Here is a 24,646-nt window from a genome sequence, read left to right as displayed (position 1 = left end):
TCTTCTGAAGGACGAACTAGGCATCTCAACAAGCTTGCTGTTCTAACGAACCGTTCTAAGGGTAGGAAAGGGAGGAAACCCCCTCCCCCTGGTTCAAGATGCACTACGGTGTTACAGGCCCGACATCCGAAACGGTCAAAGGCTTGCGTACATCGGAGCTGGAAGCGTAATATTCATCCGCGCCGATATCGCTGATGCCCGAACGGGCTTCGCCGTCCATATCCTCCGTAACGTAAGTGAACGTTCCGCCTGAAGCGTTGATAGCCTGCGTGCTTGCCGAGGAGAGCTTTTTCAGCATAAGCGGGCTGGAAGCCGTGCCTTCGTTGACATCGACCAGATTAGGATCGGCATTTTTCACCTGTGCGCTAGTCGCATTAAAGTTGCTCGCGCTTTGACCGAAACCGATATTGTTCTGGAATATTGGATTCACAGCCGTTCCGACATTGTACATAGGTGTAGCGTTGATGCCTACCATGAGATTATTGGCTATTTTCACATCCTGCGGAGCGTAGTTCGGCGTTCTCGTCTTCATTCCGACGTTAATGCCGCTGGTGCTGTTAACAATCGTGTTGTTGACGATTTCCGCACGATACACCTTCCAATGCTTCTTCAAATCATCCTTCGTAGGATTGGTGCTGTCCCCGTCAGAGCCTCCATCATAATCTCCGCTATCGACATTAACAGCGTCCATAGTTAGGCCCGACATATAGTTGTTATAAATTTTGTGATCGTTGCCGTAAATCCGGAAGCCGCCTACCTTCGCTTTAACGCCGTCGCCCAAGATGAAATTGCCGTAGTAGCTGTTCGCATGGCCATGACGGGCCGTTATTTGACCCCGTGAATTTTTAACAGTGTTGTAGCGGATCGTGTTGTGGCTGCTTTTAACGGAGATGACTTCGTCGTCGTTATCCGTATTTTCGAACAGATTATACTGTACCTTGGCAAAGCCGTCCGACATGGACAAGCCGGATAGGCCGACGCGAATGTTCTCCCCGCCGTTGTCCGTAATGTAGCTCCAATCGTGGAAATAGTTATACTCGATCGTATCATTTTGAGACACTTGGGTACCGGCTCCATCAACGGAGATCATCTGCCCGATGCCGTTGCGCGGACCGAATTCATTATGGTCTATCATGTTGTGATGGCTGTTGGCTCCTGTAAGCTCCACCCATTTCACTAAAGTGTTGGGGTCGCTTTGCTGCAGCTTGAAGAGATTGTTCGTCAAGCGAATGTTGTTGCTGGCGTTCAGCGATATTCCCGGCGTCAGTGCGGTGCTCGTCAGCTTTAAGCCTTTTATGACGATGTAGGAGGAGCTTTTGACAAGGAAGCTGCCGGACAGGACGGCTTGCCCTTGATTCGCCGCTCTTATCGTAATCGGCTGGCTGCTGGTTCCGTTCTTGCCCGAAATGACGAATCGCCCGGCAACCACTGGGCTCTCCGTGTTATTGGAGTTATAATACGTGCCGTTAGCCAGCACGATCTCGGTTCCTGCCGTTGCATTGCTTAAGGCCGTCACCAATTGGGCGGAAGTCGACACATTGACTATATTGGAGCCTGTCAGCTCTTCTCCGTAGATTTCAACCTCCGTGTAGCTGTTCCACGCACTGGCCGAGTTCATGTGGCCGATAATGCGCACATAACGGGCCCCGCTCACATCCGGAAAATCGAAGGTCTGCAAGCTGTTGTTCATAGCGCTCGTTACGTTAGATTTAGCGGTTGTGAATGTCGTTCCATCCGCAGAAGTTTTGATATCGAAATTGAACGTACGCGTATCCCCGCTTTGGAAGGCGATTTTGACATACGCTACCTTTTTGCTGGAGCCCAGGTCGTATTGAATCCATTGATTGTCTCCGCTTGCCGACCAACGTGTCGCCAGATTACCGTCAACCGTATTGGCCGGCACATTGCCGTCATCCGCGCTAGCGGTTACAGCGGAAGCGGCGATACTGAATTTCGCATCCGCAGCATACCCCATGCCGGGAAGCAGGGCTGTGAATAGAAGCAAGCATAAGCAGATGGACCACATTCTTCTTTTGATCATCAATTTTGCACCGTCCTTTGGCAGGCTTTTTTGATACCGGCATTTCTAAAAAAGGAAGCGTTATCAAAATATCCTTTGCTTCTTCCTCCCGCATCCCTCCTTCAGCATCCGTATCCAATGGAGTGCGCACTCACTCTATTATGAACGTCCAACTGCCCGCCAAAGTAAATCTCGAAAACGTAAAATGATCGTTAAAAAGCAAACTTGGCCCCATAAAAAGTACCCATATAAAACGGAGAGCCGCAAAAGCTCAGCTTTTGAACGGCTCGGACAGAACAACAATGAGTGCTTTTTACGTCGGAGGAGTTTTAGTATATTTGCCGGGCGTGATGCCCTCAAACTTTTTGAAAATACGCAAAAACGTATTAACGTCGTTGTAACCGACCTTGCCGGCCACCTCATTGACGGTATATTTTTGCTCCAGCAATAGCTTCTTGGCTTCCTCCAGACGGGTTTTATTGATGAAATCCAACAGAGCTTCGCCCGTATATTCCTTGAACAGCCGCGACACATAGGAAGGGGTCAGATCGAACGCTCCCCCTATCATCGATATGTTCAAGCTCTCCTCACTGTAATGCTCCTTCACAAACGTCTGGATCTGCTCGACAAAATGCTTGTGATGGTTTTTCTTTTCCTCGTTGATGGATTCGCATACCTGAAGGAGCACCTTGTTAAGGTGGGTCTTCATGTCCTTAATCGTTTCGCAGCTCATCAGACGGTCAATCGCTTCCGCTTGGTCAAAAAATTCTTTCCTGCTGCTCGCGTTCACTTCGTCGATCGTCTTCAGCATGGTGCTGACCAGATCGAACATGAGGCACTGGCCCATTCGGACGGACATGGAGATGCCCGTTACATTTTTCTCAAAGATTTGCTCCAGGAGCTCCTGAGCTTTAGCCACATTGCCGGTTTTGATAAAATAAATGAACTGCTGCTCGACATGAAGCGGATAATCATAGGTACGACGTGCTTGCCCGTTCTCATTTTCCTTCAATTCCTCATAAGACAGAATCTCCCCGCTGCCCATAACGATCCGGTATTCCATCGCTTCCATCGCCTCTTGATACGCTTGGGCAATCCCGACCAGCTCTTGCCTCACCCCGCTGATCGATACCGTCAATTCGGCATGAATATGCTCCTTGATAAACGCCTTGGCGCTGTCTGCAATCCGCTGAAGCTCCTGGAGCGGATCCTGCTGCGCTGCGTCCACATTCATAATGCAGGCCAGCACATCATCCATCTCGACGGAATACGCCGTGCTCTGGGCACCCGCCAGCTCCTCGATAACGTTCGTAATAACAAAATACAGCATCTGCGCCTTATGATCGGCTCCCGGCTGCTCCGAGTCATCATTGAACTTGCCGTAATGCTCGACGTGGAACAGCAGCACCGCAAACTGATCGGATCTTAGCTGCATGTCATGAGCGGCCAATGATTCGTGAAGCGGCACTCCCCCGTCGGTCTGTCCCTTCAGCAATCTCCGCAAAAAGTGGGAGCGGATCGCATTATGATGCTGCTTGAGCCGCTGGTACACCTCTTCTTTCTCCGCGAAGGTGTTATTCATGGCCGCTTGAAAAAACACATACTCATTGGAGCCGATATCGAACGGAACCCCTGCTTTTTGGGATAAGCTCTCAATGAGAGTGCGGATGGGCAAATAATTTCGCCGCAAAAATAAATACGTTACGATACCGCCGAACAGAAAGCATAAGAACACGCTCCACAGCGTTACCTTCTTCACAAAATTCATTTTCTCCGAGTAAATATCTGCCGGAATAAGCGAAACGTATTTCCACCCGGTCACATCCGAGGTTGTGTAGGACAGCGCCAGCTTGCGGCCGTCGGCTCCTTTTTCATACAACAACCCCTTTGCCCCTGTAAGCCTATCGTACTGCAGCCCGGAAGGGATATCCTGCTCGCCGATATTAGTCGCCACGACCCGGTTCTGCTCGTCCATGATGACCACATGTGCGTTCGCCTGAGGAGGAATCGTCTCCAGCAGCTTGGAGTCTTTCATAACGAACATGATGACGGCACCCGATGAATCCGGATAATCGCCGAGGATCGTCCTCGCATACATGACAGATTTCTCTACCCCTTTATCGTTCCAGCTGATAACGGGGGTGTAGCCTTGAATATATTTTTGGGCAAAATAGTCCGCCCATTCCTCATATTTCGTATCCTTCGTCTGCCGCAGCACCGAGTATAAGCTTTCGAGACTCATCCGATTATAGGTGGAGAGCACCGTGTTGCTGTTTCTATAGTAGACGTACAGCTGACTGATGAAATCATTAGCCATTTTAAAAACCCGGACATCCCCCGCGATATTAAACAATTGGAAGTGGTCGTCATCCGTCAGCGGCGCACTTACATTAATAAAGCTGGTTACCTTTTTGTTGTAAGCGATTTCTAAAGTGAGCTGCTCCAGGCTCTTGAGCTTGCTATCGATAGCTTGTTCAATCTGGGTCAGCAGAAGCTCGTTCGACCGGTTCACTTCATTCTCTACAATACGCAGGGTTGCTATATAGATAATGACGCTGATGATAATCGGGACCAGCAAAACGGAAATATAAGAGATCAGCCATGTCGTCATAACGCTACGGCTATTCAGTCGGATTCTTTTCATTATGGCCAGCTCCCCCGGATGTTCCACGAATTGATTTGAAAATAGGGACAAACTTCACTCTCTCATTATATAGAAAAAACGGCATTACCGCATGGTTTATCTTCATTTGGTTTCGAACAATATTCATATCCCCGCGTGCGAGACTGCGAGCAGGATATCGGCCGTGCTACAGGCTTCTGGACAGTGAGGACGCCGGCTTTATCACGGGACAAACCATTATGGTTGACGCAGGCTCTGTTATGTTAAGATAAGGACAGGCATTCGATGCCTGACTTATATTTCGACTGAGGTGTCCTTATTGCTGACAGGAAAGAAAAAAGAGCTGTCTCGTTTATATGCCCGGCAAACTTCGGATTATGTAAATGAGTTCACTAAAATCATATGGAGCTACGATCTGACCGATTCCCAGTACGCCTTGCTGCAAATTGTGAACCGAGAAGGCAAGAAAACTTGCTCCTACCTGGCTGAATCCCTTGGCGTCACCCTCTCGGCAGTGACCAATCTTTCCAATAAGCTGGTGAAAAAAGGGTTCATCGAGCGCATCGTTCCGGAAAACGACCGCAGAACGACGTTACTGCAAATTACGGATGCCGGAAAAGAAATGATGCAAAAAATGATCGACCGCTATACGGAAATTTCGGAGGGCATGTGGACCGGGTTTTCAGAGGAAGAGATGGAGCTGCTCATCGGAAGCTACAAGAAGATGATTGCCAATCTGGAGCGAGAGAAGAAATAAGGAGTGCTTTACGTGACGTGACGAATACCCCAAAGATCGACGGCGTTATCCGCTGTCTTTCCTTGGGGTATTTTGCATCCCTTTGCTAATCTTAATCTGCAGGGCAAAGATGCTAAACCTGCTGCTCCTGCTTGGCCTCAGGGGCCGTATGGATAACCTCACCAACGACAATTTGCGGATTCGCAAGAAGGTTCAGCACAGGGCACACCCGCTCCACCGCTTCATGAAGCTCGGCAATCGTTTCTTCGGATTCGGGAGATACGATATGCAGCTTGTACTGAATATTGTGCGGGTAGATAGGGATCTCCTCATAGCCCGGCTTGCCTGCCAGCGGATGCTGCTGTCCCGTCACTTCAACCTCCAGGGACTCCAGCTTCACGCCGCGTTCAGCCGCTTGAATCAAAGTGATATGTGTCAAGCAGCTGCCTAATACGCCTAACTGAAGCTCAGGAGAGCTTGGTCCGAGATCATACCCGGCGAAATCCGGCGGGCTGTCGCTGATGATCTGAAAATCGCGGATGCGGATTTCCCGTACGCCGCTGCGGCCTTTGGCACGCACTTTGGCTCCAAAACGGTTAGGGGCCAGATTAGGATCATTTTGAGCTTTTTCGCGTCTTGCGATAGAAGCTTCGCGCTTCTCCAGCAAATATTCATTTAATGTGCTCATGCAGTAACACTCCTTTGATTATTTAAAATATAGAATGATGACTTTGTAACCTACGATTCCTTAAATGAGGTGAGATCAGTCCGTGTAGGGAGCAGCTTTACCCGGCCTCACCTCCTTCGAAGCGGATCGTTTGATGATAGAGGCGATCTATGCGAATGGTTATTGATGGCTCCTCTTGAAATTCGTGGAACGATGGATCGGAAGAAGACTCCTCCCGTCTCTCCTTCGGCTCGATTTCACTTATCTGCCAAAACGCCGGGATCGTCGCCTGGAGTACAGCGATGCTGCTTCGGCTAAGACGGAGCCCTTCCAGCGCGCCTTCAGATGCCTCGTAGTCCTCCTGCTCTTTCAAGCCAAAGCGATAGAGAAGATAATGGATCAACCCCCGCACCGTCAAAAATTTGAACTCATAGCCGTCCAGAATGGCTTGTTCGAGCTCATCCTTATTTTGCTCTCCATATTCGATCAAAATATCCCACGGCAGCTGCTCCGGCCCTAATGCCTTCAGCGCAACCTTGTCCTTGCGGTGAATGGCTTCGATTAACGCTTCACCCGATAATCCTCCCGCTCGCGCTATTTCCAGACGGATTCCTACGGGCTGCGGCAGCCTTACTCTCGTTCCCTCGATCATGAATAACATGCCTCCTTCCGCCTCATGCTGCCCTAAGCAGCCTATATCAAATGGCAGGCGGCATAATGTCCTCCGCCCACGTCGCGAAATTGCGGCTCCTGTTCCCGGCATACTGGCGCGGCCATCGGGCATCGGGTATGAAACTTGCACCCCGACGGCGGATTGGCCGGGCTCGGAATGTCGCCTTTCAAGACAATGCGCTCCCGTCTTGCGTTGGGGTCGGGTATCGGAATGGCCGACAGCAGCGCTTTCGTATACGGATGCTGCGGCCGGGCGAACAACTCGTCCCGCGGAGCCAGCTCGACAAGCGAGCCGAGATAGAGCACGCCTATCGTGGAGCACAGATGCTCTACCACACTCAGATCGTGCGAGATGAACAAGTACGTCAGCTGCCTGCTCTGCTGCAGATCATGCAGCAGGTTAATGATCTGCGCCTGGATGGAGACGTCCAGCGCCGAGACCGGCTCATCCGCTACGATAAATTCCGGATTCAGGATCATCGCTCTGGCGATCCCGATCCGCTGACGCTGTCCGCCGGAGAATTCATGCGGATAACGGTCGATATGATAAGGCGCCAAGCCGCAGAGCGACAGCACCTCCTGCACCCTCTCCCGCGCCTCCGCCTTCGTTGCCGCGATTCCGTGATCCAGGAGCGCCTCCCCAATGGCGTCACCGATACGAATACGGGGATGGAGCGACCCGTAGGGGTCCTGAAAGACCATCTGCATCCGCGGACGGATACGGCGCAGCTCGGCGGGTGAGAGCGCGAACAGATCAATGCCGTCGAACCGTACCTCTCCATCCGTTTTGTCCGACAGCCGCAGGAGCGTCCGGCCTATCGTGCTTTTGCCGCTCCCCGATTCTCCTACCAGCCCGAAGGTTTCCCCGCTCCGTATCGTCAGGTCGATGCCGTCCACGGCTCTAACATCGCCGGTTTTGCCGCCAAAGAAGCCTTTCCGGATCGGAAAATACGTCTTTAACCCGTTAACCTGAACTAACGGCTGGGACATGCGCTCTCGCCTCCTCGTACAGCCAGCATGCGACCGGATGGCCGTCCCCCGCCTCGCGCAGAGGCGGCTGCTTCGTGCGGCACTGGTCCATGCAGTGCTCGCACCTGTCGCTAAAATAGCAGGCATCGCCTAGGCCGACAGGTCTCGGCACTTGGCCGGGAATAGAGTACAACCGTTCCTGCCGCTGCCCTATGACCGGTCTGGACTTCAGCAGCCCTTGCGTATAAGGATGCTTCGGCCGCTCGAATAAGTCACGGACCGGAGCCTGCTCGATAACCTTCCCGCAGTACATCACAACGACATAGTCAGCCATCTCGGCCACAACGCCGAGATCATGGGTGATGAGCAGGATCGACATGCCCTGCTCCTGCTTGATCTCCCGCAGCAGATCGAGAATCTGCGCTTGGATCGTCACGTCCAGTGCCGTCGTCGGCTCATCGGCGATAAGCAGCTTCGGATTGCAGCAGAGCGCCATTGCAATCATGACCCGCTGCAGCATCCCGCCGCTCAGCTCATGGGGATAGGCGTCCGCAATCTCCCTTGCCCGCGGAATGCCGACCCGTTCGATCAGTTCTACCGCGCGGATGCGGGCTATCTTTTTGCTCAAGCTCAGATGCCGGATTAAGGGCTCCATCAGCTGCTCTCCGATGGTCAGCACCGGATTTAGGGAAGACATCGGCTCCTGAAAAATCATGGCCAGATCCTTGCCCCGCAGCCGATGGATGTCTTTCCTCCCGGCCTTCAGCAAATCCTGATCTTCGAACAGGATGCGGCCTCCCATAATGAGGCCCGGCGGCTCCTCGATCAAACCCATCATCGATAGCGCCGTGACGCTTTTGCCGCAGCCGGATTCTCCAACCAGCGCCACCGTTTCTCCCTCATGTATGCGAAAGCTCACTCCATTGACCGATTGGACGACGCCTTCCTCGGTGTAGAAATACGTATGCAGATCTTGAAATTGTGCCAAAGTCCTCCGGGTCAAGCCGCTTCACCTACCTTTTCGTTCTGGGGTCCAGCGCGTCGCGCAGGCCGTCGCCCAGCAAATTAATCGCAATGACCGTCAAAAATATCGCCGAGCCGGGAGGAATCCACAACCACGGTCTCGTTTGAAAATCAATAAGCGAATTCGCTGCCGCCATCATATTGCCCCAGGAAGGTGTCGGCGGCACAACACCTAAGCCTAAGTAGCTGAGCACGGTCTCGCTTAAGATCGCACGGGCCACGCTCAGCGTCGCAACCACAATGATGATCGGTACCGCATTAAGGATCAAATGAACAATTTTTCGCTTGTCACTCAGCCCCAACGATTCAGCTGCCAGCATATAGGGCCGCTCCCGAAACGATAAAATCTGGCTTCGCACGAGTCTTGCCAGGGATGGCCAAGCCATGAAGCTGATCATCAGCATGACCAAATAAATGCGATATTCCGAAGGCACCTTCAGATCGGATAAAATCGCCCCGATGATTATGAGAATCGGAATTTCCGGTACCGCCAGCAAAATATCCGCCGTCCGCATCACAAGATGATCCACAACCCCGCGGTAGAACCCGGCCAAGGCACCCAGGAGGGAGCCGATAGTAACCGACAGCACCATGGAGACGAGCCCGACAATAAGCGAAATTCTTCCGGCCTGCATCAGGCGGGAGAGCACGTCCCTGCCCAGATTGTCGGTGCCTAACCAATGAGAGACCGACGGCGGCTTGTTGATTAGCGCTACGTTCACCTTCCCTGTCGTGGGCTCTGAGAACAATGGGCCTACGAAGCAGAACAGAAACATGACGAGCAAAAACAATAAACCGGATACCGCCAGCTTGTTTCGTATAAGCCTCCGATAAGACGTGCGCCATAAGGATGAAGAAGGAGCCGCTTTTCCTTGGGGGCTGACCTTCAAGCGGGCATGGAGCGCCTCTGACGATTCCGCAGCCATACGCTCACCTCCTTCACTTTAAACGGATGCGCGGATCGGCCACGGCATACATCCAATCCGCCAGCAGATTGCCAATGACCGTGAGTACCGCCAAAAACATCGTAAAGCCCATCAAAACCGTATAATCGCGATTCGAGATCGCCTCCATGTGAATGTAGCCTACACCCGGCCATGTAAATATCCGTTCGGTGATTATCGCTCCCGAGAACAATCCAGGAAGCTCGAGCCCGAGCAGCGTAATAGCCGGCAGAAGGGCATTGCGCAGGGCATGCTTGTAAATGACGGTTCGTTCCTTCAAGCCTTTGGCCCTTGCGGTTCGGATGAAGTCCTGCTTGATGACGTCGATCATGTTGGCGCGAAAATGGCGAGTCAGCGACCCTACGCTAAGCATGGTCAGTACTGTCGTCGGAAGAATCATGTGGCGCAGCATTTCCCACATTCGCTCATAGCCGGTCGTTTGGCTGCCCGTATCCAGCAGGCCTCCGATAGGCAGCCATCCGAGATCTACGGCGAACCATTTGATCAGAAGCAAGCCGATGAAAAAGGACGGAAACGACATCGCCCCGAATACAGCCAGTGTAATCAGCGAGTCGTACCAGGAGTACTGCCGTGTGGCGGAGAATACCCCGATGAATACGGCAATGATCCAGGTGAAGACCAGGGACACTCCGGCGATCAGGAACGAATTGAAGACATATTCCTTCAATACCGCCGCCACGGGCTGCTGATACTGCAGCGAATAACCGAAATCCCCTTTCAGCGCATTGCCCAGCCAGATGAAATATCGCTCCCACAACGGCTTATCGAGGCCGTATAACGCCTTAAGCTCTGCCGCCCGCTCCGGTGTAAGCATGATATCGGAATCGACATAATCACCGGGAGCAAGCGCGAAAATGAAGAAAATAATGAGAGATGCGCCAATCAGCGTTGGAATCAGCTGCAGCACTCTTTTGACCATATAGGGACGCATGACAGCCTGTTGCCTCCTTACCGGCCGTGCCGGCTTTGGCTCTTAGCCCGGGTCCGTGCACGGCGTTATTCGATCTTTAACTTGGGAATGGAACGGTTCAGAATCGACACCGGATCGGGATTGATCCCTTGAATACGGGCATTGTGCGCCGATAAGATTTTCAAATAAGACAGCAGCAGCACCGGCGGATCTTCCTTCAATTGCTTATACAGATCGTTATAGATCGGAATCCGTTTATTCGTATCCAGCGTTTCGGTCCCTTGGTCTATCAGCTGATCAATCTTCGGATTGAAATAGCCGCTGACATTGTATTTGCTGTGAAAGCTTTTTACGCCGTCATAAGGATCCGAGAAATTGGTGGAAGTAAAGGAAGCAATGTCAAAATCGCCTTTTTTCCGTTTAGCCAGCAGCGCATTGAAATCGAGAATTTCAGCCTCTACCGCAATTCCGATATCCTTGAAGTTTTCTTTGGCGAGCGGTATCAGTACATCGTCGATGTTGTACCCTTTGCGTCCCAAATATTGCAGCTTCAGCTTCTGCCCATCCTTCTCCCGGATGCCGTCAGCGCCGACCTTCCATCCTGCTTCGTCGAGAAGCTGCTTCGCTTTTTGCGGATCGAACGGGTAGGGCGTTACCTCCTTCGTGTAAGCCCATGACGCAGGAGATACGGGTACGTTGGCGACTTCGCCGAATCCTTGATACAAAATATCGGTGAACTTTTGCCGGTCCAGCCCGTAATAGAGCGCCTGCCTTACCCGCTTATCCTTCAGGAATTTACCCCCGCTGTTAAAATCCAAATAGACGTAGGAGATCGCCGTGAACGTATTGATATTGACGAAGCCGAGTGCCTTCAGCTGATCGAAATTATCGCGGTTCGCCGTAAAGCGGTCGTAATCCGTCTCGCCCACCTTGATATATTGAAGATTTGTATCGTTGTTCGTAATTTTGAAAATAAAGTTCTCCACGGCAGGTTTCCCCGCGTAGTAGTTAGGATTCGCCGTAAACCGGACTTCCTGGCCTTTGATAAATTTATCGAATTGGTAAGGGCCGGCACCAAGCGGCTTGTCGTGAAGCGTCTTGATGTAATCCAGATTACCTTGCTTGTACTCCTTGCCATAATAAGCCTTGGACAGCACCTCGCCGCCCAGCAGCGGCAGCGCCAGAGTCGTCACCTTCTCCGTCGTAAATTGAATGGTCAGCGGATCGATCACCTTAATCCCTTCCACGGTATCCGCTTTTTTCTCCTTGTAGGCCGCTCCGCCTTTAATGTACGCCTGCGAAATATCGACTCTTCCGTCATAAGCGGGATCGTGCAGCAGGGTTAATGTGAAGGCTACATCCTCCGCCGTTAACGGCGTGCCGTCGCTGAACTTCAGATTAGGCCGCAAGTGGAAGGTGTAAGTCAGCTGATCCGCGCTTGTGTCCCATTTCTCCGCCAGCTCCGGAATCGGCTTGCCGGTTTCGTCCTTCGTAATCAACGAGGCGAACAAGACGCCCGTGACGTTGCCATCCCAGCCGTTCTGGTAAAAATAAGGGTTAAACACCCCTTCCGGCGTTTGCGTTCCGGAAATGAATGTGGTGGTTCGTTTCTTAGCGGTTTCGGGATTTTTGGATAGATCCGATGCTTTGATCAGCCCGTCCTTGACGCTGCTTAGACCAGCCTCATTCTTGTTTTCCGCCTTATCCGCCGGGTCCGGGCCCGTAGCGGAACGATTCCCGCCGCATGCCGTCAGCAGCAAAGCCAAGGCCAGTACGGAAACACTTGCTTTCATCCATTTTCCTTTCATCTCTGTTCCCCCTGTTCTCCTGTCCTGGAAGCAATGAATTAATCGATTATACATACCCGAATAGTAGGAATAATGATCGAGGTTGTCCCTGTTTGTCTCAGCAAATGCTTAATAGACCAACAGCTCCCTATCCGTTGATCTCCGTTGGTTACGGTAGATTCCCCTTCCCCTGCTCCTATATATGTACCTTTCCTAGCTACCCGTCAAAACAAAAAGGAGACTAACAGCCATTCGTTAGTCTCCGTTCGTACGGTAGATATCAAAGTATTCTTATGTGATTTATATGCTATCATCGTCTTTTGTATCTGTCAACCTTTTTTCTGGGCTTAACCGGAAAAGACCGCCATCTCGCTATAGCTGTTCCACGCGTTAACCGAGTTGCCGTAACCGGTCACGCGAACATACCGTGCCTGCTTCGGGGCGAAGCCGAAATACTCCATATTCGAGGAAAGGCCGCTGCTGACCGCGTTCTGGACCTTCTCCCAGGTCTGACCGTCCTGCGATACGGAAATATCCAGTTTAAAATATCGCGTCGCACCATTGTAGAAGGCGATGCCCAAGCCGTTAATCGGCTTCACTCCTCCAAGATCAAGCTGAATCCACTGGGTGTTCTCGGCGGACCAGCGCGTATTCAAATCACCGTCAATAGCTCTGTCTTCGCCATTGCCTTCCTGCGCTGAGCTGGCCGTTACTCCCTGAACCGCCAGTTGCGTATAGCCAGCAGGCTCGGTTAGAACGGACTGCGCATTGAACTGGACCACATATTGCTGCGAGCGGTCCGTATATACGGCATCCGTCACCGTGATGACAACCGGGGCCGGCGAGTATACATTTTGCGCGACAGTCACTTGGTCGCCGTGCTTGGCAGGCGTTGCGTTCACTGCCGGATAGCTCTGTGACTCGAACGGAACGTTGACCGCATAACGGTAATTCGTTTTGCTGAAGCCTGACAAAGGCTGCCCGTTCAGCGTTATTTGCGATAGCTGCGGAAGAGGTTGAATCTCCCCGTCCGCAATGCTCCAGCCGGCAAGCGGAATATATGGCGCTGCCCCAGGCACGCTGTCTCCGGCAGCCAGTGGAGTCAGATGGATCGCCATGTTGAGATCCTGCACGCCAGTCAGCTCCAACGCCAGCTTGCGGATACCGGTATTGGCATCTTGACCGGACGGGTTCGGAGACACCGGCAGCGGCTTGGCGTCCATCACCTTGAATACGGCTCCTGCCGGAGCCTGGCCGGAGAAGCTCATCGTCACACCGAGACGCTTGCCGTTCTGAGTCAAAATCGCCGATTTGCCGTCAGCAGCGACCGCGATATCGGCCTTCGTATGCATGAACCACCATATCGTCGATGGCGCTTTGGCATGAATTTCATCCTGAACCGTCAGGGTGTTTCGGTTATTACCGAACATCAAGCCTCTCTTGGCCGTGGCGGCATTCTTGGCATAGGCCGGCGTCATATTGACGATAGCCAGCCCTCCCTGAGGCTTTGATTCATAGCGTTCGATCGGGCTGAATGCGTATTGGTCCTGCTCGAAGGTACCGTCCGGATTGATCACAAGTGTATTATGGCCTTCCGGCATGAGCCGGTAATATTTGAACCGCTGGTTATCATAGTCAAAATAATTCGGAAGGTTATAATCATCGCTTCCTAAATCAATAGCCCACTGGACGCCATCCGCCTCAAAGACGAAATTGCCGACATCAGAATGTGCATGGCTGGAACTGCCTTTGCCGCCCATGATTCCAGCGAATCGGGCTGTCGAATCATTCCATTTGCTGCGGAACGTGGCAAGCTCCGTGTTGCGGAAATACTGATCTAACGGAATGGATACGTTCATGTTCAGCAAGCTCGGATCGTACCAGAGCAGATCGTATACACCGCCCGCCTGCTTCGCTTCCTGCATCAGCAATAGCCTAAGTCCGGCTACATCCGGATTGTTAAGCTGCTTCGCCATCCAGAACAGCTCCGGCGCCCGTATTTTGAAGCTGTTGGAATCGCCAAAGTTAAACGAGCCCTGCGGACTAAGCACATAATTTATGAAGTAAGCCGTCTTGTAGAAGCCGGGCGTTTCCGTATGACCGTAGGTTTTGCCTAATGCGGTTTGCATGGCTGCCATATAGGTTACCAAATATTCTACCGTATAGCGCCAGTAGCCGGGGCCTTCGCTCCAGCCTCCGTCAGGATTAAATTCCAGCAGGATAAAATCCTCCAGCGAGCGAAGTGATTTAGCAATAATGTCCCCTGCGACGGCCTCCTCCTTATCTCCAATGGCAAGAGCCCCCAGGATAATACCGCCGTTGCATACGGCATTCCAGTTGCTGATCTTCTCGTTATCCGACAAGCTCACCCACCAAGCGTTATTGTTATGGGCGTCGATGGCTTTGGATAACCCCTTGTCGCGGATCGCCATGCGGATGACGTCCCTTTGCTGCTGGGTTAAATAGCTGTACAGCCAGTCATATCCTATGGCCATGCCTGCAGTGAGCTCCGATGTGTTCAGAAACTCATTCTGCTCATTCCAATTCGGAATGGAGGCGGCCTTCAGCATTTCATCGACCGCCCGCTGCGCGTACTTGGTCTCTCCGCTTAACAAATACATTAGCGCCGTCTTCTCGATAAAAGGACGCGCATCCTTGGCGGAATCCATCCGCCGGCCATCGGGGAGATCGTATGTACCCACAGGTGTCGTCAGCACAGTATCTGCGCTTTTGCGCAAATCGCCATACCATTTGGATAAATTGGCGTCCGTCTGAATTTGATTTTGCAGTGAGGTGATACGGTCCGGCGTCATGAACAACCGGGGATGCTGCTGGTTCGGGTTATGCTGCTTCAGATCGGCCACCAGCTCTGCTGCCGTCGGGCGATCGTAGACGATGCGGCGAATGGCCTCCTTCGTCAGCTTCAACAGCTCGCTCTCGTCCGGCAGCGGATTGGCGGTGCTAATCAGCACCAGTTCATCGTGCAACAGCACATGCTGTCCCAGCGCTTTCGAGAACAGATCGGAGGAAACGAACACCGTCGTTCCGATGAGGCGCACAGGTGCATCCAGTACGATCGGACTGCTGCCCCCTGTCACATTGGAGCTGCCGACCGTCAGCGTCAAGGCGCTGCCTAGCGTCCCCGTTTTAGGACCTAATGCAACAGTGCCCGCTGTCGCGTTCCAGCTATACGGAATGTCCAGCTGCTCTGCCACAAATTGCAGCGGAACGAGCACTTTGCCGTTCTCCGCTTGGGGCTTCACCGTCGGATCGGCGGCATTCAATGGCTTGCGCTGCAAATAAGCATAAGCATTCGGGAAGCCTGCCAGCAATGCGATGGACTGCTTCAGTCTGTCTTGAGCATAAGCATCATTCGCATTGCCAGTGCCAGGATCGGGCGTTTGAAAGTAGGAGTCGTCAAGCGGCACTTCGCTTGCATACACGCGCACATCATCCATCCAAAACTCATTATCCGTTCCCGTCTGTGCCTTCGTATAAGCTTTAAACGAACTGATATCGTTCATCGTAGCGGAATTGCTGTAGCTGCCGTCCGTGATTTTTTTTGCGCCGTCTACGTACACGTCGATTTTCTTCGTCGCATGTTTGACGATGACCGTCACTTGGTACCAAGTATCCGCCGCATAGGCGCCTCCCGGCAGCTTCGCGCCTCCAGCGTACATATAGCCGTCCGCCTTGAATTCCAGCAGCGCGGACTGAACATTCGTACTCGACTTGATTTGGACTAGAGGGCTATAAAACTTCGCTTGGTTGTATTTGACCTTCATCTCGATAGCTACATTGCCTGTCAAAGGCGAGGCGAAGGTCTTGGTCAGCACCAAATCCGACGCGGTCCCGCTGCGAAGGTGGAGGCTTTTTCCTGTTCGGCCTGCGACCTCTTCGCCTATGATCATCGCCCCTGAGGTCAGTCCGGATGCCGACCATCCTTTAGGGGCGCCGGAACCATGCGTGTCGAAGTTATCATTTACGTAAATGACCGGCGCCGCTCCGTCGGCATATGCAAGGGCACTGCCTCCCGCCCAATCCGAGTAAGACGCGAAACCGCTCAGGATCAGCAGCGCTGTCATAAAGAGCAGCAACCCTTTAAAGTATGGACTCGTTCTTAGCTTCATCAGTAACACCTCTTTCGGTTAATAGATCCATCTCACAGTAGGGTATTTCGTTCCTCCATTTCCTACGATCTGTTTTGCAGGAGTAGGCGGTGGCGCTTTAGGATATAGTGAAACCGAAAAAACTCGAAATGCTGCCACTATATTTCGGTGGGATATGCTCCTCCAGCCGCTGTTGAAACCCGTGAATTTGATTTAGAAGTTAGCGGTATATTCACGGGTTTCAAAGGCGGACGTAAACTCTTCCGAAGCATACCCCACCTACTTATATGGCAGATTTCTCGTAAAGCTGTTTTCCCTTAAACCCAAATGCTAATACGCCCTATCCTGCAATTGATCGTTTCTATTTCTTTTTAGCTTTTTCCGCCTCAATATCTTTGGCGAGAAGCTCGTTAGCTTCCCGAACCGCGGTGACACTGTCCTTTTGACCCCGGCCGATAAAGCCGAAAGCATCGTTAAGGCGCTTCCAGGCTAGATCGTTATACTCGGTCAAAGGAGCCGGAGCCGCGTATTTTTTCGGGAAGATGGCGTTGATGTTTTTGCCTTTGTATTTCGGCAGGTCCTGAGCAAATGTCTTCTTGATCTCCGGATTTTTCAAAGCAGTTTCGATCCCCATCTTGGAACGCATTGTTTGGAATTCATCCGAGGTCAGTGCTTGAATGACGTCCATAGCCTCGTCTTGATGCTTACTAGTCTTACTGATGTAGATATAACCAGGGTAAGCTTGCGGCCCTACTTCACCCAGTTCCTTAAAGTATGGTAAAGAAACGTAATCCCAGTTCAAATCATCCGGGAAGTTGATCGCTGAGTTGGAGAAGTGGGACCACATTGCCAGCGTCCGATCTTTTGCAAACATATTCGACTGCGCTGTGGAAGCGAAGAAGCCCCCTGCCAGCGGCTTGCCGTCCGGGGACGGGATTAATTGATAGAAGCGCTTCAGGTTATCCAGGAAGGCCATCATCTTCGGATCGTCGAACATCGGCTTCGATGTCTTAGGATCGACGAAAGGTGCCGAGAACTGATTCGTTTTCGAGATATGTTCAGGCGACGCCAGGAAGCCGTAATATTGGGTACCATTATCGTTACGAGTCACTTGCTTGGCCAGATCGTAGATTTGATCCCACGTCATGCCATCCTTCGGATAAGGCACTCCGAATTTGTCGAAAATGTCCTTATTGTACATAATGACAGGAGACGTGTTGGACAACGGAAGACCGTAGATCCCGCCGTTGGCGATTTCTTTTTGCTGGTCAATGGTGAACGGCTCGAACCGGGTCAAATCGACGTTCTTTTTCTTGATCAAGTCGCTGATGTCCATCTGGAATTCGTTGCGGATCAGATTCAGATGCGTATGACCTATCGAAAAAATCAGGACATCAAACTGCTGACCCCCGGTAATCAGAGCATCCATCGATTTGGAGGCGGGAACCGGAACGAATTTGGGAATAATATTAGGAAATTTTTGCTTAATATAATTGCCGTAATTGTTCATGAAGTCTTCTTCTTTCCAATCGGCATTCCCCGTTTGATAGAAGACGAGCTCCACTGGCTCCTTTTTGGTTGCTGCCGAAGCCCCTTCCTGCTTCCCACTGCTGCAGCCTGCCAGTAAGCTTGCCGCTACTATGGAGGCAACCGCTGCTTTCCCAGACTTTATAACCCACGATTTCATGTGGACACCCCTTTTTTCGTCTAATCATCAATTTCCTTCAACAGGAACACTGCGTCGTTCCATGCCACTTTCCATTACTTCTGCTTTTCAGCAATGATGGCTTTATTGATCGTTTCTTCCAAATCCCTAAGCGCCGTATTTACGTCCTTTTTGCCGGTAAGCACATTGTTGAACTCCTTATTCAGCGGAGTGGTCACTGGAACCGTAACCAGCTTCGAGTCTCGCGCAGGAGCTGCCTGGACAGGTTTGTTCACATAAAGCGCTTCCGTATGCTTGCCCTTCAATTTGGAAAACTCTTGACCGAATGCTTGCTTAATCGCCGGATTGTTTAACACCGTAGCTTTCCCCGACTTGCTGGCCTGCGTCTGCATTTCATCGGACAATACCAATTCAAGCACCTTGAACGCTTCCTCTTTATGCTTGCTTGCGCTGATCAGGTAGTAGAAACGGGGGTTAATCTGCACATTCGTGCCTGGAGCCTCCTTCATCGTAGGCAGCGAAACCATATCCCAGCTTGTAAAGTCTTCCGGAAAGCTCTCGGCGGCAGCCGTAACATCCGCATGCATGGCAGAGACCCGCTCCTTCACAAAGCTGTTCACTTCCTTCACCCGGCTTCTTTCATCCATAGGCGTGTTCATCGGAAAACGGTAAAATCTCGTTAGCGTGGAGAAAATCGACTTCCAAGCATCCGTATTCACCGCCGATTTGTCCTCGCTGGCATGCAGGTACGGCACTCCAAGCTGATTGTTATCCAATAAGTAGATGAAGTTCATGGTCATCCCGCGGTATTGAACCCCCTCCTCGTAACGGGTTAGCTTCTGGGCTAACGCATAGGCATCGTCCCAGGTCATGCCGTCCTTAGGGTACGGGATTCCGAATTTGTCGAAAATGTCTTTATTGTAATAAAGCACCGGGGTATACGCGTTGACGGGCAGACCGTACAAACCGGCTCCGTAGCTGGCCGAAGCGTTCTTGATGATGTCGAGATAGGCCGGATCAATTCGGCTCAGATCCAAATTCGATTTCTTGATCAGCTCCGTCAAGTCATATTGAAGATTGAACTTGACCAGCTTCTCGTTCAGCGCTGAAATTCCCTGGTAATAAATGTCCGGGCTGTCTCCAGCAAGCACGAGATCCTGAATTTCTTTACCTTGATCGGCTCCTTGAAACTCAAAGGAGATGTAAGGATATTTCTGCTTCACCTTCGCTTCGACTTCGGTGCGGAATTTTTCCTCATAATCCTTATCACCGGTATAAAATTTCAGCGTTACCGGCTCATGCTTCACTTGGACGTTTTCGTTGTCTGGAGCACTCTGCTTGCTGCAGGCTGAGATGAAGGTGACGGCAAGAACAGATGACAGCGCCGCCAGGCCGATTTGGATTCCTTTTCCCATACTAGGTCCCTCCTATTCGCATTCAACTTCAAAAGTTTCCGCTGTCTGTACAGAAGGAGCATGGTATTGCAAGATCAATAGTTCAAGATCAATGCTTTAATCTAATCTACAAGGCCGGACTGGCTGGCACCTGTTCCGTCCCGAGCAGGTCTGCCCTGCAGCTTCCATCCGGGCTAACGCGCAGCTTCCACGTAAGGCGTATCCTTGACTTCAAGCTGTTTGCGGTGCAGCTCCTCGGTTAACTGCTTCACCGTCTCGGCATAGGCCGGATGATGGTATACGTTGTTCATTTCATTAGAGTCCTTACGCAGGTCGAACAGCTCCCATTCCGGGGGCTTCGGATCGTCAACCGCATCGGTAGCTCCGAGCGCATCGGCATAGTAGTAGATCAGCTTGTAGTCATGCGTCCGCAAGCCGTAATGGGCATAGACGCCATGCTCGCTAAGATGCATCCAGTACCGGTAGTACATGGAGGTGCGCCAGCCTTCCGGTTGTTGGCCCTGCATTAGGGGGCGCAAGCTGACTCCTTGCATAAAGTCCGGCACCTCGATTCCTGCGTAATCCAGGAAGGTTGGGGCAAAGTCGACGTTAAGCGCCATCGCATCCTGTACTGTTCCTGCTTTGATCTCCTGAGGATAGCGTACGATGAACGGCATGCGTAAGGATTCCTCATACATAAAGCGTTTATCGAACCAGCCATGATCTCCCAGGAAAAAACCTTGGTCCGATGTATAGATGACCATCGTATTATCCGCAATGCCTTCCTCCTCGAGCTTATCCAAGAGACGGCCTACGTTATCGTCAATGGATGCTACGCAGCGCAGGTAATCCTTTATGTAACGCTGGTACTTCCAGCTCTTGAGCTCGCGTTCGGTCAAGCCCTCCGGCGGGTCTATCTTCAAGTCCCGCTTCTTCAAATCGCGGTCGATTCTCATAATCGCCGCTTCGGCAGCTGCTGCCCGATTGCTGTAATCGTCATCGAAGGTCGGCGGCTCCGGTATGTCCACATCCTCATATAAATGGGCATGCTTGGCATCTGGAATCCAGGGACGATGCGGCGCTTTATGATGACACATCAGGAAGAACGGGCGCTCTTTGTCCCTCTTGCCGATCCAATCGATCGATTCATCGGTAATAATATCGGTCACGTATCCCTCGTATTGCTTTTCTTCACCCATTTGAATGAACTTGGGATCCTGGTAGTCCCCCTGTCCGGGCAGTACGTTCCAATAATCGAAGCCGGTCGGATCGCTATAGCCTCCGTGGCCTAGATGCCACTTACCGATAATGGCCGTCTGGTATCCGTCCTGTTGAAGCAGCTTAGCCACCGTCTGCTGGCGGCCGTCAAAATGATCACCCAGCGTCTGAACGCCGTTCAGATGATTGTACAAGCCGGTCAGTATCGTCGCCCGGCTCGGAGCGCAGATGGCATTCGTGCAAAAGCAGTTGTCATACCGCATCCCTTCATTCGCAATCCGGTCCAGATTCGGCGTTTGATTGATTCGGCTGCCATAGCAGCTCATCGCATGGGCCGCATGGTCATCGCTCATTATAAACACGATGTTCGGTCGGTTCATCGTTCTTTGCCTCCTTTTGCTTAGTTGAAGCTTCGCCTCAAGCAAGCGCATAGATCGGCGAGATCCAAGCGCATTGGCCGTTGACCTGCTTGATCTCGACATGATAGACATCACATTCGGACTCCACTTGGGTATCTGTCCAAGCTTCCTTCACGGTGTAAGCCTGCTCTGGAATCGCACGATGCAGGACGATAGCTTCGGAATTGTACGGATGCAAATGCTGTGTTCTGTTGCCTTCCAACAGTTCTCCCACGGTAGCCGTCATTTCTGCACCGTTGATTTGCACCTGGATTGCCGTATCCAAGCTTCCTTCGATTTCGAGGATGAGCGCAGCCGTATGCGGATGCAGCGTCGTCGGGTTTTTGAACGTCATGCAGCTCCATTCGACGGCTTCATCCGATTGGCGGATCAGCTTATTGCCAAGCTCATTCATGGAAGGATCGTCCTTCATCTCCGGCGTAGGAGCCAATACGCTGCGACCGCGGAAGCAGGTTTCTACGGAAAGCAGCTTACCATGGCTTACATTGGCGGTACCTTGCCACTTGAAGCCGTTTTTGCTGTTGCCCCAGCCCATTTCGACTCTTACTTTATATTTGCCCGCCGCTTTTGCAGCTTCGGGACTTGGGTTTATCAAGGATTCTCCGTTAATGACTTTCCAAGGCCTCAGGTTTTTGTAAACGACAATTTTATCGATTTGATCGCATGCTGTAACCTCCAGCTCCAGCTGGCGCTCGCTCGCTTGCACCTCACTGCCCATTAGATGCCCGTTCATGCTGAACCGGCAGGCTATTTTGTCGCCGGTCACCGCGTACGTTCTGCGTGCCAGAATCGCTTCCCAGATGGACTCACGGGTTTTGGAGTCGGCCAATACGGCCAATCTGCCATCCCCGTAAGAACCCGGATATCCCGCATGGTGATCCGTCGAACCGACGAAGCCGAAGCGATGCTTCCGTTTCAGCGCCTCATACACACTGCTTCGGGAGTCGCGAGGCCCCATGTCGTGGTAGTACGGATATAGGGACTGATCGGACATGCCGCTGCCGTGCTTGGAATACACCTCGACAATCGGACTGATAGCGCTGTTGAAGCTGTCCCAGTTGCCTCCGCGGTATCCCGGCGTATAGCCGACATGATGTGGAACGGCAATAACCCGGCGCGGCGCCAGCTTTTCCACGATTGCTGCAGGGGATTCTCCCTCTAAAAGCGGCAGATCATCGTCCGGCGAGACGAAATGATGGTCGCCGTATTGGCTGGAGTGCGCTTCATAGCCCTGAAAGGTGACGAATTCTCCCGGCACGTTGAAGCTCTTAACCGTCTCTCGTACATAGTCCCAATGCCCGCGCAGCTTGGCGAACCCTTCCTTATGAAAATCGACCAGGTATTCCAGTCCTTCCGTGCGGGCGGGAATGTCGTACCAGGATGCATGACCGATAATGGCTACGAAATCAAGCTGGCCCTTGGCCGCAAGCAAAGCGTTCTCCAATCCTCCGAATCCGTAGCTGATTCCGCAGTGGTTGTGCAAATCTCCCCAGTATAATGGCATAGTATTATTCCTCTCCTATTCGTATGGTCGAAGGTATGCTATCTCTTTGTATTTGGCACTTATGTTTAAGGCTGGCGGAAACGAATGAGGTGGCTTCCTTCCTGCCGGGATTGGTTAGGTGTCAGCACAATGCGCTGAAGCCGCTCTCCCCAGGCATTGCGAAGCTTTTTGTCCTCGATGGATATGGTCTCCACCGCAGCAGTAAATTGTTCTGAATCATACTCCATCTGCAAGGCTTCTTGATCGTTACGGCGTAATACTATACGTCCTTCACCGTCGATCTCTGGCAGGCAGCATGTCATAAAGTTAAGTGTAAATTGGCATGCTGTACCGTCGGCAAAGGCATACCGTTCCTCCAGCTCAACAACGGCCTGTGGCAAGCGGTTCAAGCGGCAGCACCGGTTCCAAGAACGGATTCCCGCTTCAGGCAGGTAAGCGGACGCGATGTCCATGCTGAGCTGTGAGCTTGCTCCCGTAACTTCGTATTGTGCTGCTGAGGCGCGGTAGTTATTTCCGTCCTGCTGCATGAAGCCGTTAATTGTAGGAAGGTTGTGGTACCCGGACTGCATCGTCCAAATCTCGTATCGCTGCGCGCTAAACGTTTTGGCCGTATACTCCTCGACGCCAATATCGATGAGCACCGGAAGTCCATCCGCATACACGACAAAGTGCCCTACATCGTTATGGTTGTGGCTTTCCAGATTGTGCCCGCCCTTCATAGCAAGGTACAAGCCGTGATCCGAGGATTCGGTTTCCCGCGCTGCCATGACCTGAATGCCGTCCATGTACATATCGCGTTGAAACGTTAACGGTCTGTTCTCATTCTCAATCACGCTGTAATGAAACAATGCGGGGAGCACACGGAGAAACGATAGAAATTTCATATTCTTCCATCCTTCGGTACGCAGCATTTGGTGCACGGCCGTTCCGAGAGCCATCATATTATCGTCACTTATCCGTTTCCCGTAGCGGTATACGATATCTTCCTCCACCGTTATCCTGTGGGGACCGTCCGCAAAATTAAGGAAGTATCTATCATGGATATGAACCTTGTAAATATAACGGCCGATATTTTGAATCAACGGCTCACCATACACATTCAAGGCACCGTTAGTTGCGGTATACAGAAGCTCCAGGCAATCAAACAGCGATCCGCCTGCTTTGTTCCAATAGCCGGGACCCTCGTCGCAGCCCCCATCCGCCGGATGCATCGATAAGAACCGGTCCAGGCTCATCATCGCCTTACGTACAGCCTGCAATCTTCTGCCGTCATCCTCCTCCGCCAGGAGAAAGGCGCTTAAACAGTTGGACGTACACCAAGGCGTCCAGTTGTTCAGCCGCTTATCCCGCTCCTTGATCCCCATCCACCAGCAGTCGTCCCGTTCCAGATAAGGCTCCAGAATACGGCGGCGCAGCTCGTTAACCAACCGCTGATCTATAAGCGGGTTGATCCGATCGAATACGGGCTTCAGCAGGTAGTGCAGCCATGCGAACAAGTTGCCCGTCTCAGCGGCGAACAAATCAATTCCGGGCTGAACTGAGGTATCGGGCAGACTAGGATGCTCGCGCTGGAACATCCGGTTATGGGCCGAGATGACCCAGCTGGATTCTTCGCTGATCTGCCAAATGCCATTGATCAGGTCATTCACAAAACGCCCTTGATTTTCCACGCATTCGGCGAGGGCAAGGCTTGTCACCGCTCTTCTGCGCAGATGATACGGTCCGTCGTAGCGCGTCCGGTTGCCATTATTCAAAAACTCCATATACATTGTCGCGGTCAGGATAGGCCATGCATAATCGAGGTACTTTTCCCCCTCCGCAATAACCGATAGTCGAAGCTCTTCAGGCAGCGCCTCCCACTCGCCCCTCTGCTCAATATCCGGAAAAGGGCGATAGGCAGCTTTGCTTAACAGAGATTCAGCCAATTCTTCCGTACTTAAACGATCATCAAGATTGTTCATCAG

At 51.9% G+C, this 24,646-nt stretch carries 16 protein-coding genes; 1 reads left to right on the top strand and 15 read right to left on the bottom strand.

Features of this window, described 5'->3' with window-relative positions; all coding sequences use genetic code 11:
- Positions 1 to 103: 103 nt before the first annotated feature.
- Positions 104 to 2,041: a chondroitinase-B domain-containing protein gene (locus GGC63_RS29325; RefSeq protein WP_192705307.1), complete on the bottom strand. Its 1,938-nt coding sequence runs from the start codon at positions 2,039 to 2,041 to the stop codon at positions 104 to 106.
- A 292-nt stretch (positions 2,042 to 2,333) separates the two neighbouring features.
- Positions 2,334 to 4,664 (bottom strand): helix-turn-helix domain-containing protein, encoded by a 2,331-nt coding sequence (locus tag GGC63_RS29320; protein ID WP_192705306.1) that lies wholly within the window; start codon positions 4,662 to 4,664, stop codon positions 2,334 to 2,336.
- 298 nt (positions 4,665 to 4,962) lie between these two features.
- On the opposite strand from GGC63_RS29320, the gene GGC63_RS29315 reads away from it, so the two are divergent.
- Positions 4,963 to 5,400 carry a MarR family winged helix-turn-helix transcriptional regulator gene (locus GGC63_RS29315; protein ID WP_225948575.1) on the top strand — a complete coding sequence of 146 codons (438 nt, stop codon included), beginning with the start codon at positions 4,963 to 4,965 and terminating at the stop codon, positions 5,398 to 5,400.
- A gap of 112 nt (positions 5,401 to 5,512) precedes the next feature.
- Here GGC63_RS29315 and GGC63_RS29310 read toward each other — a convergent pair whose 3' ends face one another.
- The 13 genes from GGC63_RS29310 to GGC63_RS29250 all read right to left on the bottom strand — a co-directional run bounded on the left by GGC63_RS29310 (position 5,513) and on the right by GGC63_RS29250 (position 24,643).
- The gene (locus GGC63_RS29310) at positions 5,513 to 6,067 is read right to left on the bottom strand and encodes an OsmC family protein (protein WP_192705305.1); all 555 of its coding nucleotides are present in this window, start codon (positions 6,065 to 6,067) and stop codon (positions 5,513 to 5,515) included.
- 97 nt (positions 6,068 to 6,164) lie between these two features.
- Complete coding sequence (locus GGC63_RS29305) at positions 6,165 to 6,698, bottom strand: hypothetical protein (protein ID WP_192705304.1); 534 nt, start codon at positions 6,696 to 6,698, stop codon at positions 6,165 to 6,167.
- A 41-nt stretch (positions 6,699 to 6,739) separates the two neighbouring features.
- On the bottom strand, positions 6,740 to 7,708 hold the full coding sequence (locus tag GGC63_RS29300; RefSeq protein WP_192705303.1) for an ABC transporter ATP-binding protein: 969 nt from the start codon (positions 7,706 to 7,708) through the stop codon (positions 6,740 to 6,742).
- On the bottom strand, positions 7,683 to 8,675 hold the full coding sequence (locus tag GGC63_RS29295; RefSeq protein ID WP_318781140.1) for an ABC transporter ATP-binding protein: 993 nt from the start codon (positions 8,673 to 8,675) through the stop codon (positions 7,683 to 7,685). The genes GGC63_RS29300 and GGC63_RS29295 overlap by 26 nt, the downstream gene beginning before the upstream one ends.
- A gap of 25 nt (positions 8,676 to 8,700) precedes the next feature.
- Positions 8,701 to 9,636: an oligopeptide ABC transporter permease gene (opp4C, locus tag GGC63_RS29290; protein WP_192705301.1), complete on the bottom strand. Its 936-nt coding sequence runs from the start codon at positions 9,634 to 9,636 to the stop codon at positions 8,701 to 8,703.
- Positions 9,637 to 9,649: 13 nt separating this feature from the next.
- Positions 9,650 to 10,606 (bottom strand): ABC transporter permease, encoded by a 957-nt coding sequence (locus GGC63_RS29285; protein WP_192705300.1) that lies wholly within the window; start codon positions 10,604 to 10,606, stop codon positions 9,650 to 9,652.
- Between the two features lie 65 nt (positions 10,607 to 10,671).
- A complete protein-coding gene (locus GGC63_RS29280) occupies positions 10,672 to 12,393 on the bottom strand; it encodes an ABC transporter substrate-binding protein (RefSeq protein ID WP_192705299.1) in 1,722 nt (573 codons plus the stop codon).
- Positions 12,394 to 12,719: 326 nt separating this feature from the next.
- Positions 12,720 to 16,502, bottom strand: coding sequence for a discoidin domain-containing protein (locus tag GGC63_RS29275; RefSeq protein WP_192705298.1), 3,783 nt, complete (start codon positions 16,500 to 16,502; stop codon positions 12,720 to 12,722).
- Between the two features lie 340 nt (positions 16,503 to 16,842).
- Positions 16,843 to 18,168 carry an ABC transporter substrate-binding protein gene (locus GGC63_RS29270; protein WP_192705297.1) on the bottom strand — a complete coding sequence of 442 codons (1,326 nt, stop codon included), beginning with the start codon at positions 18,166 to 18,168 and terminating at the stop codon, positions 16,843 to 16,845.
- Between the two features lie 74 nt (positions 18,169 to 18,242).
- A complete protein-coding gene (locus GGC63_RS29265; RefSeq protein ID WP_192705296.1) occupies positions 18,243 to 19,562 on the bottom strand; it encodes an ABC transporter substrate-binding protein in 1,320 nt (439 codons plus the stop codon).
- Positions 19,563 to 19,735: 173 nt separating this feature from the next.
- On the bottom strand, positions 19,736 to 21,139 hold the full coding sequence (locus GGC63_RS29260) for a sulfatase (protein ID WP_192705295.1): 1,404 nt from the start codon (positions 21,137 to 21,139) through the stop codon (positions 19,736 to 19,738).
- 37 nt (positions 21,140 to 21,176) lie between these two features.
- Entirely contained in the window at positions 21,177 to 22,682 is a 1,506-nt protein-coding gene (locus GGC63_RS29255; RefSeq protein ID WP_192705294.1) for a DUF3604 domain-containing protein, read from the bottom strand.
- A 65-nt stretch (positions 22,683 to 22,747) separates the two neighbouring features.
- Positions 22,748 to 24,643, bottom strand: a complete 1,896-nt coding sequence (locus tag GGC63_RS29250; RefSeq protein ID WP_192705293.1) for a heparinase II/III family protein — start codon at positions 24,641 to 24,643, stop codon at positions 22,748 to 22,750.
- Positions 24,644 to 24,646 lie beyond the last annotated feature (3 nt).

The organism is Paenibacillus sp. OAS669, from assembly GCF_014873645.1.
Lineage (GTDB): Bacteria > Bacillota > Bacilli > Paenibacillales > NBRC-103111 > Paenibacillus_S > Paenibacillus_S vulneris.
The sequence above is the reverse complement of the archived record's forward strand: the minus strand, read 5'-3'. Positions and strand labels throughout refer to the sequence as shown.

Bases quoted from the DNA above. Each gene is read 5' to 3' on its own strand.
- GGC63_RS29300 (WP_192705303.1), bottom strand. From the start codon at position 7,708: ATGTCCCAGCCGTTAGTTCAGGTTAACGGGTTAAAGACGTATTTTCCG.
- GGC63_RS29260 (WP_192705295.1), bottom strand. From the start codon at position 21,139: ATGAACCGACCGAACATCGTGTTTATAATGAGCGATGACCATGCGGCC.
- GGC63_RS29310 (WP_192705305.1), bottom strand. From the start codon at position 6,067: ATGAGCACATTAAATGAATATTTGCTGGAGAAGCGCGAAGCTTCTATC.
- GGC63_RS29325 (WP_192705307.1), bottom strand. From the start codon at position 2,041: ATGATCAAAAGAAGAATGTGGTCCATCTGCTTATGCTTGCTTCTATTC.
- GGC63_RS29255 (WP_192705294.1), bottom strand. From the start codon at position 22,682: ATGCCATTATACTGGGGAGATTTGCACAACCACTGCGGAATCAGCTAC.
- GGC63_RS29280 (WP_192705299.1), bottom strand. From the start codon at position 12,393: ATGAAAGGAAAATGGATGAAAGCAAGTGTTTCCGTACTGGCCTTGGCT.
- opp4C (WP_192705301.1), bottom strand. From the start codon at position 9,636: ATGGCTGCGGAATCGTCAGAGGCGCTCCATGCCCGCTTGAAGGTCAGC.
- GGC63_RS29285 (WP_192705300.1), bottom strand. From the start codon at position 10,606: ATGCGTCCCTATATGGTCAAAAGAGTGCTGCAGCTGATTCCAACGCTG.
- GGC63_RS29270 (WP_192705297.1), bottom strand. From the start codon at position 18,168: ATGAAATCGTGGGTTATAAAGTCTGGGAAAGCAGCGGTTGCCTCCATA.
- GGC63_RS29320 (WP_192705306.1), bottom strand. From the start codon at position 4,664: ATGAAAAGAATCCGACTGAATAGCCGTAGCGTTATGACGACATGGCTG.
- GGC63_RS29250 (WP_192705293.1), bottom strand. From the start codon at position 24,643: ATGAACAATCTTGATGATCGTTTAAGTACGGAAGAATTGGCTGAATCT.
- GGC63_RS29265 (WP_192705296.1), bottom strand. From the start codon at position 19,562: ATGGGAAAAGGAATCCAAATCGGCCTGGCGGCGCTGTCATCTGTTCTT.
- GGC63_RS29305 (WP_192705304.1), bottom strand. From the start codon at position 6,698: ATGATCGAGGGAACGAGAGTAAGGCTGCCGCAGCCCGTAGGAATCCGT.
- GGC63_RS29275 (WP_192705298.1), bottom strand. From the start codon at position 16,502: ATGAAGCTAAGAACGAGTCCATACTTTAAAGGGTTGCTGCTCTTTATG.